Annotated in this window: 10 protein-coding genes; 4 read left to right on the forward strand and 6 right to left on the reverse strand. The window is 67.4% G+C overall.

What is annotated here, in order from left to right:
* Positions 1-14 precede the first annotated feature (14 nt).
* From JLDANKMP_RS11615 to JLDANKMP_RS11625, 3 genes are all read left to right on the forward strand, one after another.
* Complete coding sequence (locus JLDANKMP_RS11615; protein ID WP_043035716.1) at positions 15-509, forward strand: hypothetical protein; 495 nt, start codon at positions 15-17, stop codon at positions 507-509.
* Between the two features lie 32 nt (positions 510-541).
* Entirely contained in the window at positions 542-1,054 is a 513-nt protein-coding gene (locus tag JLDANKMP_RS11620) for a hypothetical protein (RefSeq protein ID WP_212561156.1), read from the forward strand.
* 75 nt (positions 1,055-1,129) lie between these two features.
* Positions 1,130-1,690 (forward strand): queuosine precursor transporter, encoded by a 561-nt coding sequence (locus JLDANKMP_RS11625; protein ID WP_005412055.1) that lies wholly within the window; start codon positions 1,130-1,132, stop codon positions 1,688-1,690.
* Between the two features lie 857 nt (positions 1,691-2,547).
* On the opposite strand, the gene glnE is transcribed toward JLDANKMP_RS11625, so the two are convergent.
* Entirely contained in the window at positions 2,548-5,343 is a 2,796-nt protein-coding gene (gene glnE, locus JLDANKMP_RS11630) for a bifunctional [glutamate--ammonia ligase]-adenylyl-L-tyrosine phosphorylase/[glutamate--ammonia-ligase] adenylyltransferase (RefSeq protein WP_212561157.1), read from the reverse strand.
* A 421-nt stretch (positions 5,344-5,764) separates the two neighbouring features.
* Here glnE and JLDANKMP_RS11635 point away from each other — a divergent pair, with 421 nt between their 5' ends.
* A complete protein-coding gene (locus tag JLDANKMP_RS11635) occupies positions 5,765-7,279 on the forward strand; it encodes an acetyl-CoA hydrolase/transferase family protein (protein WP_212561158.1) in 1,515 nt (504 codons plus the stop codon).
* 144 nt (positions 7,280-7,423) lie between these two features.
* Here JLDANKMP_RS11635 and JLDANKMP_RS11640 read toward each other — a convergent pair whose 3' ends face one another.
* From JLDANKMP_RS11640 to JLDANKMP_RS11660, 5 genes are all read right to left on the reverse strand, one after another.
* On the reverse strand, positions 7,424-8,785 hold the full coding sequence (locus JLDANKMP_RS11640) for a VOC family protein (protein WP_212561159.1): 1,362 nt from the start codon (positions 8,783-8,785) through the stop codon (positions 7,424-7,426).
* Positions 8,786-8,951: 166 nt separating this feature from the next.
* Positions 8,952-9,440 carry a hypothetical protein gene (locus JLDANKMP_RS11645; protein WP_212561160.1) on the reverse strand — a complete coding sequence of 163 codons (489 nt, stop codon included), beginning with the start codon at positions 9,438-9,440 and terminating at the stop codon, positions 8,952-8,954.
* Positions 9,441-9,471: 31 nt separating this feature from the next.
* Positions 9,472-10,224, reverse strand: a complete 753-nt coding sequence (locus JLDANKMP_RS11650) for an HAD family hydrolase (RefSeq protein WP_012478958.1) — start codon at positions 10,222-10,224, stop codon at positions 9,472-9,474.
* 84 nt (positions 10,225-10,308) lie between these two features.
* The gene (locus tag JLDANKMP_RS11655) at positions 10,309-10,725 is read right to left on the reverse strand and encodes an EF-hand domain-containing protein (protein WP_005407824.1); all 417 of its coding nucleotides are present in this window, start codon (positions 10,723-10,725) and stop codon (positions 10,309-10,311) included.
* A 232-nt stretch (positions 10,726-10,957) separates the two neighbouring features.
* A complete protein-coding gene (locus JLDANKMP_RS11660) occupies positions 10,958-11,329 on the reverse strand; it encodes a hypothetical protein (RefSeq protein ID WP_049403718.1) in 372 nt (123 codons plus the stop codon).
* Between the last annotated feature and the right edge of the window lie 207 nt (positions 11,330-11,536).

Below are 11,536 nucleotides of genomic sequence, written 5' to 3' on the forward strand. Positions count from 1 at the left end.
GCGAGGAGAACGACATGCGTCCGCTGCCTGTTTCCCTGATGTCGATGGTGATCATTGCCGGCCTGCTCGGCGCGAACACCGCCCATGCCGAACGCCGCATCATCATCCTGCAGGACCCGGGTCCGCAGGGGCCGAGCCTGGAAATGTCCGCGCCCCTGGTTGCTTCCGCGCGCGCCGCCGCTGCCAAGGAAGCCCGGGATGCCGGGCTGCCGCCCGGCCACGGCGCATCGGTGAAGCTGCCGCAGATGCAGGTGAGCGCCATCGCCACCACCGTCGACGGCCGCCGCGAAGTACTGCTGCGCGATGCCAGCAACCCGCAGAACACCGCGTCGATGCAGTGGCCGAAGCGCCCCGGCGATCCCGCCGTGCAGTTCACCGTGGGCCAGACCGTGAACTTCGAGCCGACCGGCACCGACCAGGGCTGGCAGGTGAAGGACAACCAGGGCCGCCCACTGGAATACCTGCCCGAGGCCACCGGCCCGCGCGACATCTTCGATACCCGGCGCTGAGCCGCCGCCCCCACGTTGACCAGGAGGTCTCCATGTTCCGTTGCCTGCGCATTCCCGCGTCCGCCCTGCTGCTCTCGGCGCTGCTGGTGCCCACTGTCCATGCTGGCGCCGCGCCGCAGTTGAACAGCAGCGAGGCCAGCGTGATCGTAACGTCGTTCGTGGTGCTGTCGTTGCCACTGGCGGCCTCGATGGGCTTGTCAGAACTGTCCAAGGCGCCGTTCAAGGCCAGCGAACGCAACGGCCGGGCCACGCGCACCAAGGCAGTGCCGCTGCCGCCGATGGAGGTGAAGAAGGTGGAGACCACGCCGGAGGGCGAGCGCCAGGTACAGCTGCAGGTGCCGGACAAGGCCGACCAGACCGCCACCCTGCGCTGGCCGGCGCGCGTGCGTGAAGACCAGGCGGCAGGCTTCGTGGTCGGCCAGCAGGTGCACTTCGACCCCACCGAAGCCGGTGCCGGCTGGACCGTGAAAAGCGCGCAGGGCCAGGCACTGGCTTACGTGCCCACCGCCTACGCCGCTGGCGATGTGATGAGCGAAGCGCTGTAAAGCTGAACGACCGGTTTTGGCTTTGCCGCGGGCCGGGCGGATAATGGGCGATCTCCTTTGTCCCCCTGGCTCGCCATGTCCGTGCGTCCTGCCCCTCTTTTTGCCCCGCTGACCGCCCGCGCCCTGGTGCTGGCGGTACTGGCGATGGGCGCGGTGGTGCTGCTGTCCAACGTACTGGTGCAGTACCCGATCAACGATTGGCTGACCTGGGGTGCCTTCAGCTATCCGGTCGCGTTCCTGGTCAGCAACCTGATCAACCGCCGCTTCGGCCCGGGCCCGGCGCGCCGCGTGGCGTGGATCGGCTTCCTGGTGGCGGTGGTGTTGTCGGTGTGGGTGGCCACGCCGCGCATCGCCATTGCCTCGTGCTCGGCCTTCATCGTGGCGCAGCTGCTGGACATCACCGTGTTCGACCGCCTGCGTCGTGGCAGCTGGTGGCGCGCACCGATGGTGGCCACCACCTGCAGCGCGACGGTGGATACCACCATTTTCTGGTCGATCGCGTTTGCCGGTTCCGCCCTGCCGTGGGTGAGCTGGGCCGCCGGCGACCTGGCGGTGAAGCTGGCGATCGGCGTCTGCCTGCTGGCCCCGTTCCGCGCGTTGTTGTGGAAGATGGCGCCGCTGCGGGCCACCAGCTGACCGCACATGCTCTGGTGGGTGCCGACCTTGGTTGGCACGCTCCATCGGGGTTCATTACCGCTGGCGGATTGTGCCGACCAACGGTCGGCACCTACCAGAAGCGGGCCATCGCAGGGCCATTGATCCGGTGCGTGCCGACCGTTGGTCGGCACGCCCTGCAGAACTCATCGCTGCCGACAGATTGTGCCGACCAGCGGTCGGCACCTACCAGGAGCGGGCATCGCAGGGCCATTGATTCGGTGGGTGCCGACCGTTGGTCGGCACGCCCTGCAGAACTCATCGCTGCCGACAGATTGTGCCGACCAACGGTCGGCACCTACCAGAAGCAGGCATCGCAGGGCCATTGATCCGGTGGGTGCCGACCGTTGGTCGGCACGCCCTGCAGAACTCATCGCTGCCGACAGATTGTGCCGACCAGCGGTCGGCACCTACCAGGAGCGGGCATCGCAGGGCCATTGATCCGGTGGGTGCCGACCGTTGGTCGGCACGCCCTGCAGAACTCATCGCTGCCGACAGGTTGTGCCGACCAGCGGTCGGCACCTACCAGAAGCAGGCATCGCAGGGCCATTGATCCGGTGGGTGCCGACCGTTGGTCGGCACGCCCTGCAGAACTCATCGCTGCCGACAGATTGTGCCGACCAGCGGTCGGCACCTACCAGGAGCGGGCATCGCAGGGCCATTGATCCGGTGGGTGCCGACCGTTGGTCGGCACGCCCTGCAGAACTCATCGCTGCCGACAGATTGTGCCGACCAACGGTCGGCACCTACCAGAAGCGGGCCATCTCAGGGCCATTGATCCGGTGGGTGCCGACCAACGGTCCGCACCCACCCAAAGTGGTTGCAGCATTTGCCCCCGCTCAGGCGAACGGCAGCTCCGCCGCTCTGCACGCTGCCGTAATCGCGGCACACGCGTCGTCAATCGCGGGCGTGGTCGGCGCCAACCGCGGGCGCCGGTCCAGCGTGCAGGCCAGGCCCACGTCCAGCAGCGTGGCATGCGCTCCATGCAGTGCCTGCGCGGTGCCTTCCGGCAGGAAACCGGCAACCGCCAACGCATCGATCAACGACGGTGTATCGCGCGGCTGCAGCAGCACCGCATGCTGCGCACTGCGCGCCAGCACGCCGGTCTGCAGCAGGAACTCCAGGTCCACTACGCCACCGGCACCCTGCTTCAGGTCCAGCCGCGCGGCATCGCTGCGGTCCAGTTCAGTGCGCATGCGGCCGCGCATCTTCAGCACGTCGGCATACAGCACACCCATGTCGCGCTCACGCCCCAGCGTCTGTGCACGCACCTGCTCGAAGTCGGCCAGCAGGCTGGCATCACCGGCCACGCCGCGTGCGCGCACCAAGGCCTGGTGTTCCCAGGTCCACGCGCGCTCGCGCTGGTACTCGGTGTAACTGGCCAGCGAAGACACCAGCGAACCCTTGCCACCGTCCGGGCGCAGGCGCACGTCGATGTCGTACAGGCGCCCGGCAGCCGTGACTGCACCGAGCAGCGCCATCACTTTCTGCGCCAGGCGTGCATACCAGCGGGCAGGCTCCAGCGGGCGCGCGCCATCACTGGCATCCACGCCGGCCGGGTTGTCATGCAGGAATACCAGGTCCAGGTCGGAACCGAAGCCCAGTTCAAGCCCACCCAGGCTGCCGTAGCCGATGATCGCGAAACGTCCGCCGGGAATTCCGCCGTGTGCGGCGTGCATGTCCGCTTCAGCCATCGCCAGCACGGTGACCACCACCGCCTGCGCCAGTTCGGCCAGTTGCCGGGTGCTGTCCACCGCGCCCTGGCGGCCATCCAGCGTAGCCATCGCCATGCGGAAGCTGAGCGCCAGCCGCGTCTCGTTGAGCCAGCGCAGCGCGGATTCGGGATCTTCCACCGCCAGCACCTGCTGGCACTCGGCCAGCATGCCGGCGGCATCCGGCATCGGACCGGACACGCGTACGTCCAGCAGTTCGTCCAACAGCAGCGGATACGCCGCCAGGCGCTCGGCCAGCAGCGCGCTGCGCGCCAGCACATCGACCAGCCGCGCCAACGCGCTGGGCTGCTCGTCCAGCAGCGCGAGATAGCTGGTCCGGCGCAGCACCGCCTGCAGCAGGCCAAGCACACGCTTGAGCGCGGCGTCGGGTTGTGGCGAGCGCGTGGCCGCATGCAGCAGTGCGGGCAGCACGCGATCCAGCCGCGCACGCGCGGCATCGGACAAGGACTTCACGCCGGTGCCCTGGGCGAAATCGCGCAGTGACTGGTCTGCGCCGTTGGCATCGAGGAAGCCGGCTTCGGCCAGCAGTGGTGCGTTGCTGCCTTCGGGCAGGCTGCGCCAGTAGTTGGCCAGCGCGTCGGGCGCGGCCTGGCCCTTGCGCGGCGCCAGCAGCGCGGCGAATTCAGTACTGACCCGCTGCTGCTGTTCGGCCAACGCCGCGCGCAGCACGTCCCAGTCCGCATAGCCGAGGCCGACGGCGATGCGTTCGCGGTCCAGCGCGTCACTGGGCAGTACGTGGGTCTGCGCGTCGCGCAGCATCTGCAAGCGGTTCTCCAGCCGGCGCAGGAACAGGTAAGCCTCGCGCAGTGCGGCGCCATCCTCGGGCGCGATCTGTCCGGCGGCAACCAGTGCATCCAGCGCCACCAGCAGGCGACGCTCGCGCAGTGCCGGTTCACGGCCACCGCGGATCAGCTGCAGTGCCTGGCACAGGAATTCGATTTCGCGGATGCCACCGGCGCCACGCTTGATGTCCTCGTGCAACTCGCGGCGCGCGACCTCGGCGGTGATCGCCGCCTTCATTTCGCGCAGGCCATCGAGCGCGGTGAAATCGAGATAGCGGCGGTACACGAACGGGCGCAGGGTCTGCAGCCACGCTTCACCGGCGGCGATGTCGCCGGCCACCGCGCGCGCCTTCAGCCACGCATAGCGTTCCCAGTCGCGGCCCTCGCGCTGGAAATACTGGTCCATCGCCGCGAACGACAGCGCGACGCGGCCGGCGCTGCCGAACGGGCGCAGGCGCAGGTCGACACGGTGGCTGAAGCCATCGACGGTGGTTTCGTCCAGCAGCTTGGCCAGGCGCTGGCCGAGGCGGGCGAAATACTCTTCGGCGGCCAGCGCGCGCGGGCCATCGGATTCGCCCCCGTGCGGATAGGCGTAGACCAGATCGATATCGGAACTGAAGTTGAGCTCGCCGCCGCCCAGCTTGCCGAGGCCGAACACGACCAGTTGCTGCGGCGTGCCTTGGTCATCGGCGATGACGCCGTGGCGCTGGGCGAATTCCTGCTGCAGGGCCTCCAGCGCCAGCCGCAGGCAGTCTTCGGCCAGGGTGGTGGCGCCGGCCAGGGTCTGCGCCACGTCGTCCAGCCCGGCAAGGTCGCGCCAGATCAGCCGTGTGGACATCGCCGCACGCCAGCGCCGCAGCTGTGCCGGCCAGTCGCTGGGCTGCAGCGGGTCGAGCACCGGCGCCGGGATCGGCGGGCAGCCGGGCGCGGCCAGCTGCGCCAGCAGCGCGGGTTGACGCACCAGGGTGTCCAGCGCGAAGTCGCTGGCCACCGCCAGCCGGGTCAGCAACGGCAGCAGGTCGGCCGGGATGGGCTCGGTCAGGACCTGGGCCAGGCGCGCCAGGGCGCGGTCGACAAGAGGCTGCAGGGAGACGGGCAGATCAGCGGGGGCGAGGGTCATGGGCTGATTGTATCGACCCGGTCGGGACGCAACGGACCCGGTAGTGCCGGCCGCTGGCCGGCAACCTCGGTAACCTTCGGCAGCATCATCGGATCTGCCGGCCAGCGGCCGGCACTACCAAGTCAACGGATCTGCCGGCCAGCGGCCGGCATTACCAACAATGGAGGCCGCGTATTCATACTGGGCGACAGGCAATAAAAAAGCCCGCTTGCAGCGAACTGCCAGCGGGCTCTGCTCCCTCCCCCACGTCGGGATGCAGGGCCATCGTGCGGGCTGCGAAAGCACTTTGCACGCTGCACTGCAAAACAAAACCGACGGGTTTGGGTGAGCCCCTGGGGAAAAGCCATTCCACGAAGGTAGAACCCCCCGTACGGATGAGGATGGCCGATAATCGGAATTCCCCCCAGCAACACGTGTCGTCATGTCTGTTGATCGCATCGCCAACGCGCGTCTCCGTGACCGCGTGGTCTCCGCAGAGGCCGCAGCCGCGCTGATCCAGCCCGGTGAAACCGTGGCCATGAGCGGCTTTACCGGCTCCGGGTATCCCAAGGCCGTTCCCGTCGAACTGGCCCGCCGCATTGAAGCGGTGCATGCCCAGGGCAACCCTTTCCAGATCAAGCTGATGACCGGCGCCTCCACCGCGCCGGAACTCGATGGCGCGCTGGCCAAGGCCGATGGCATCGCCATGCGCATGCCGTTCCAGAGCGACCCGGATGCGCGCAACCGCATCAACGAGGGCAAGCTGGATTACATCGACATCCACCTCAGCCACGTTGCCCAGCACGTGTGGTTCGGCTTCTACGGCGAGATCGATACCGCCGTGATCGAAGTCTCGGCCATCCGCGAGGACGGCTCGCTGGTGCCTTCCACCTCGGTCGGCAACAACAAGACCTGGCTGGACCTGGCCAGGAAGGTGATCGTCGAGGTCAACGAATGGCAGCCGGCCGGCGTCGACGGCATGCATGACATCTACTACGGCACCGCGCTGCCGCCGCACCGCAAGCCGATTCCGCTGGTGAACGCCAACGACCGCATCGGCGACACCGCGCTGCGCTGCGACCCGGACAAGATCGTGGCCGTGGTGCGCACCAACGGCCCGGACCGCAACAGCCCGTTCAGCCCGATCGATGCGACCAGCGAACAGATCGCCTCGCACCTGATCGAGTTCCTCAAGCATGAGGTGAAGAAGGGCCGCCTGCCGCCGAACCTGCTGCCGCTGCAGTCGGGCGTGGGCAACATTCCCAACGCGGTGCTGGCCGGTCTGGCCAAGAGCGGTTTCCGCGACCTGGCCGCGTTCACCGAAGTGATCCAGGACGGCATGCTCGACCTGCTGCGCGACGGCGTGCTGAGCTACGCTTCGTGCACCGGCTTCGCGCTGAGCCCGCAGGCCAACGAGACGTTCAAGGAGAACATCGATTTCTACCGCGAGCGCATCATCATGCGCACGCAGGAAATCTCCAACCATCCGGAACTGGTGCGCCGCCTGGGCTGCATCGGCATGAACGGCATGATCGAGGTGGACATCTACGGCAACGTCAATTCGACGCACGTGATGGGCTCACGGATCATGAACGGCATCGGCGGTTCCGGTGACTTCGCCCGCAACGGTTTCCTGTCGGCGTTCCTGAGCCCGTCCACCGCGAAGAACGGCACCATTTCGGCGATCGTGCCGATGGCCAGCCATGTCGACCACACCGAGCACGACGTGTCGGTGATCGTCACCGAACAGGGCCTGGCCGACCTGCGTGGCCTGACCCCGCGCAAGCGCGCGCAGGTGCTGATCGACAACTGCGCGCATCCGGACTTCCGTCCGCAGCTGCAGGATTACTTCGACCGCGCCAGCCGCGAGAGCTACGGCAAGCACACCCCGCACTTGCTGCCGGAAGCGCTGTCGTGGCACCAGCGTTGGCTGGATACCGGAACGATGAAGGGCTGATTATTGTCGGTTCGCCGGGCATGGCCCGGCGCCGCCAGCTTCCGGTGGGTGCGGACCTTGGTCCGCACTGCATTTGCTCTGGAGCCCGGATACATCAGTGCGGACCAAGGTCCGCACCCACCACACGCACCCAAGCGGTCCCGATCAGGTGCGCAGCGCATCCAGCGATTCGGCCTGCAGCCGCTCGTAGATCTCGAACTCGTCATGCACCGCCACGCCCAGCGCCTGCTCGAAGGCCTCGCGGTTGGCATGTGCGGCATAGGCGCGCTGTTCTTCACCACCCAGGTTCGACTGGAAGATGCCCGCGGCACTGACCGGCAGGAAATCCTCATAGACGATCGGGTCGGCCGTGGCCAGGCCGGCGGCCACCAGCACTTCGGCAGGCAGATCGGCCACGCGTTCCGGCGCGGCGCGGCCGGCGTCGGTCAGCTGGTAACGGTAGTAGCCCAGTCCTTCCTGGCGCAGCGTGTCATGGTCATCCGGGAAGCTGGCGAACACCGCCTGCAGGCGCTGGCCGTAGTCGCCACCGGTACTGCCTTCGCCACCGGCATCGCGTGCCTGCGACAGCAGCTGGTCGTACAGCGCGCGGCCCTTCGGGGTGAGCGCAAGGCCGCGTTGTTCGATCTCGCCGAAGCGCGCGGTATGGGTGCCGGCATCGCCACCGTCCGCATCCGGGAAATGCACGGCCTCTTCCAGTGCCTTGAAGCTGGTCTGGCGCAGCAGGATCGGGCAGGCGCGGCGCGGCGGGCCCTCGATCACCGCCTTGGCCGCCATGCCGTGTTCGATCATCGCCGCCTGCGCAGCGTCGATGTCCAGCGTGCGCGGGGTCAGGTGATTGATGTGTGGGCCACGGAAACTGACCACGTCGGCCACCAGCCGATGCGCGTTGTGCAGCGCGTGGTAGGTCGGCAGGTCGACCGTGGCATCGCCGTGCCAGCGGAAGGTTCCCAGTGCTTCCTCGACGAAGCGCTCGGCATCGGCCTGCGCCAGGCCACCGTCACGCTCGGCCTGGTCGATCAGCGCCAGGGCGCCCTCGGTGAAGATGCGGCGGTGTTCGAGGATGCGCGCGGACTCGGCACGCAGCGCTTCGTCTTCGATCAGCTCCAGGCGCAGCAGCGAGGTGAACACGCGGAACGGATTCTGTGCCAGCGCGGCGCCGGTGAGCGGGCGGAACGCGGTGGAATGCACCGGCACGCCCGCGACCGACAGGTCGTAGTAGCCGACCGGGTGCATGCCCATCACCGCGAACAGGCGGCGCAGCGTCGCCAGTTCCTGCACGGTGCCGACGCGGATCGCGCCGTGGCGCTCTTCATCCAGGCGTGCGCGCTCGTCGTTGCGCTGCAGCTGCGCGGCCAGCGCCGGATCCTGCTCCAGTACCTGCGCGTTGATCCGCTCCACCAGTTCCACCAGCGTGCCGTACAGCGGCACTTCGGTGCGGTACATGCGGGACATGGCCTGTGCGAACAGGCGGCGGATCACATCAGGCGAAACCAAAGAGGCGCTCATCAGTCACTCGATTACGGGAACGGGGGAACAGCTCGGACCCGTATTGTCGCCGGAGCGCGGCGCGGCGGCGATATGCAGAGCAACATGAAACAAACCGGTAGTGCCGGCCGCTGGCCGGCAATCTCCGGATGCCTGGAAGGGTGCGATTGCCGGCCAGCGGCCGGCACTACCGCTTGAGCTGGCGCTTCAGGGTGGCATCCAGGGTGATCGGCCGGTCCCAGTGCTGGTAGCTGGCCACGATGGCGTGGCGCACGGCACGGTAATGCAGGTTGTCCGGCTTGGTGGGCATCCGCTTCACCACCGCTTCCCAGCCGCCGTCCGGGTCCTGGCTGAAGGCGCGCACGCTGTCGCGGCAGGTCTGGCCGCTGGCCTTGGCCCAGAAGCAGGCGAAATAGATGTCCCCGGCCTGCCAGCCATGGGTGGTGAACAGCGCGCTGATGTAGCCACGGGGCACGTCGGCATAGCGCGATACCTCATCGAGAAAGGCATCCGGGTAGCGTTCGGCGTAATGGTTGATGTCCTGCAGCTGGGCATCAACCCAGCTGTCGCCGGTTGCCACCTCATACGCAGCCGAACGCTCGGCGGTCTGCTGGGCCAGCACGGTGGCCGGCGCCAGCAGCAGGGACAACAGCAACGCGCGCAGTCGGTAATTCATGCCCCGATTCTGCCGCAGCCGCCGGGGCCTGTCAGGCCGCCGCAGCGGCCTTGGCTTCGATCGCGGCCAGTGCGGCCGGCCAGTCGTGGGCGGTGTCGGCGGTGACCATGCGCGGTTCATCATCGGCCACGCCGTGCTGGGTCTCGTGGGCCCAGGTCACTGCGTACGGGGTATGCACGCCCCAGCCACCCAGGGTAACCACCGGCTCGATGTCCGAACGCAGCGAGTTGCCGACCATCACGAAGCGCTGCATGGGCAGATCGAATTCGGCCAGCACGCGGGCGTAGGTTTCCGGGTCCTTCTCCGAGACGATCTCGATGCGCGGGAACAGCTCGCCCAGGTTGGCGACCTTGATCTTCGCTTCCTGGTGGAACAGGTCGCCCTTGGTGATCAGCACCACCGGGTAGTGCTCGGCGATGGCCGCCACGGCTTCGCGCACACCGTCGATCAGTTCGACCGGGTGGCGCAGGGTGTCGTGGCCGATATCCAGAATGCGCTGGATGTCCTTCGCTTCGATGCGCTGCCCGGTGATGTCGATGGCCGCTTCGATCATCGACAGCGTCATGCTCTTCACGCCGTAGCCGAAGGTGCCCAGGTGGCGCTGCTGCACTTCCAGCAGGTGGCGCGCAGTCTGGGTGTCGTGCACGTCGACGTAGCGCGACAGCAGGTCAAGGTAGTCCTGCTCGGCCTTGCGGTAGTAGTCCTCGCTCTTCCACAGCGTATCGTCACCGTCAAAACCGACCAGGCCGATGGCGCGCGACGGCGCAGGCGTGGAGGTGTTCATCGCGCAAGGATACAGGGGCCGTGGTGACGAAAAAAACCCGGGCGGCCGAAGCCGCCCGGGTTCCCATACGCCCCGATACAGGTCTTACCTGCCCTGCGCACCCTGCGCTGCGCCGCCGGCGCCGGCCTGCTGGGCGGCCACATAGGCCTTGTACTCATCGGCGCTCAGCTCGCCGTCCTTGTTGGTATCGGCCTGGTCGAACACCTGGGCCAGGCCCGCGTTCACCTGCGCCTCGGTCTTGCTGATGGTGCCGTTGCCATCGGTATCGATGCTGGCCCAGGTCTGGCCACCGCCGTTGGCCTGCGCCGATGCGGCTGCGGCAGCGTTGGTCGCCTGGTCGGCGGCCTGGCCGGCCTGTGCAGCCGCCTGCTGGGCCTGTGCGGCCTCGTTCTGCGCATGCGCCGCCTGCTGCTTGGCCGACTGGGCCATCGCCGGAATGGCCAGCACGCTGCCAGCGGCGACGATCAGGGCGATCAGGGGCTTGCGGTTGCGAATAGTCATCAGGGGTGTCTCCTGCCAATTGGGTGGTGTTGCGCGGCGTGTTGTCTCCGCACGGCACCTACTCTGCCACCCCGTTTCTGAATCGATTTTGCCCCGCGACCGGCGTCAACACGCACCATTAACCACTCGCCCCCGCGCATGCATTAGCACGGTGGTTAGCAGCAAGTGAGCAGCTCATAAGATGCGCATTCAGCGCTGCCGGATTTAACCGGCAACCAACGAAAAACCTGCGTCAGTCGACGGTTTTTTCCGATGACCGCGAACTGAACAACACCCAGCCGAGCGCAACTCCGGCGAGCGCACCGGCAATTTCCAGCACCACGCGGCTGCCGAGTTCGTTCGGATCGTGGATGGTGGCCAGGAACAGGCGCGCGTACAGCGGCGACTCCAGCCGCACGATGCCCATGTAGAACAGCTTCCATGCATCGATGCCGGCGGAGATGATCACGGCGATGACACAGGACCACCCGATCGCGTGACCCGCGGTCCAGTGCAGGAGCCGGCACAGCTGCGACCACAGGGAGTACACCAGCAGCCCGACCAGCAGGGCGATGGCGCCGGCTTCCAGGGTACCGAGCAGGCCGAAGTGCAGGGGAAGGTTCATCGGGTGGGCAGGGATGAAGAGGCGGCCAGTGTAAGGGATCTGCCCCGGACCCAATCCGGTAGCCACAGTAGATCCACGCCATGCGTGGATGAATCTTCATCGAAATCGAGTATCTCGACGATTGAACAAAAAGCAGCCGATGAACAAAGAGCAGCCGAGTATGGCCTCGGCTCTACAACGGACCGCGCGGGAAACTGTCAGAGGCTG

The sequence above is a fragment of the Stenotrophomonas sp. PE591 genome (assembly GCF_018320795.1).
GTDB lineage: Bacteria > Pseudomonadota > Gammaproteobacteria > Xanthomonadales > Xanthomonadaceae > Stenotrophomonas > Stenotrophomonas maltophilia.

Coding starts and splice junctions, on each gene's coding strand:
- JLDANKMP_RS11615 (WP_043035716.1), top strand. CDS start 15: ATGCGTCCGCTGCCTGTTTCCCTGATGTCGATGGTGATCATTGCCGGC.
- JLDANKMP_RS11620 (WP_212561156.1), top strand. CDS start 542: ATGTTCCGTTGCCTGCGCATTCCCGCGTCCGCCCTGCTGCTCTCGGCG.
- JLDANKMP_RS11625 (WP_005412055.1), top strand. CDS start 1,130: ATGTCCGTGCGTCCTGCCCCTCTTTTTGCCCCGCTGACCGCCCGCGCC.
- glnE (WP_212561157.1), bottom strand. CDS start 5,343: ATGACCCTCGCCCCCGCTGATCTGCCCGTCTCCCTGCAGCCTCTTGTC.
- JLDANKMP_RS11635 (WP_212561158.1), top strand. CDS start 5,765: ATGTCTGTTGATCGCATCGCCAACGCGCGTCTCCGTGACCGCGTGGTC.
- JLDANKMP_RS11640 (WP_212561159.1), bottom strand. CDS start 8,785: ATGAGCGCCTCTTTGGTTTCGCCTGATGTGATCCGCCGCCTGTTCGCA.
- JLDANKMP_RS11645 (WP_212561160.1), bottom strand. CDS start 9,440: ATGAATTACCGACTGCGCGCGTTGCTGTTGTCCCTGCTGCTGGCGCCG.
- JLDANKMP_RS11650 (WP_012478958.1), bottom strand. CDS start 10,224: ATGAACACCTCCACGCCTGCGCCGTCGCGCGCCATCGGCCTGGTCGGT.
- JLDANKMP_RS11655 (WP_005407824.1), bottom strand. CDS start 10,725: ATGACTATTCGCAACCGCAAGCCCCTGATCGCCCTGATCGTCGCCGCT.
- JLDANKMP_RS11660 (WP_049403718.1), bottom strand. CDS start 11,329: ATGAACCTTCCCCTGCACTTCGGCCTGCTCGGTACCCTGGAAGCCGGC.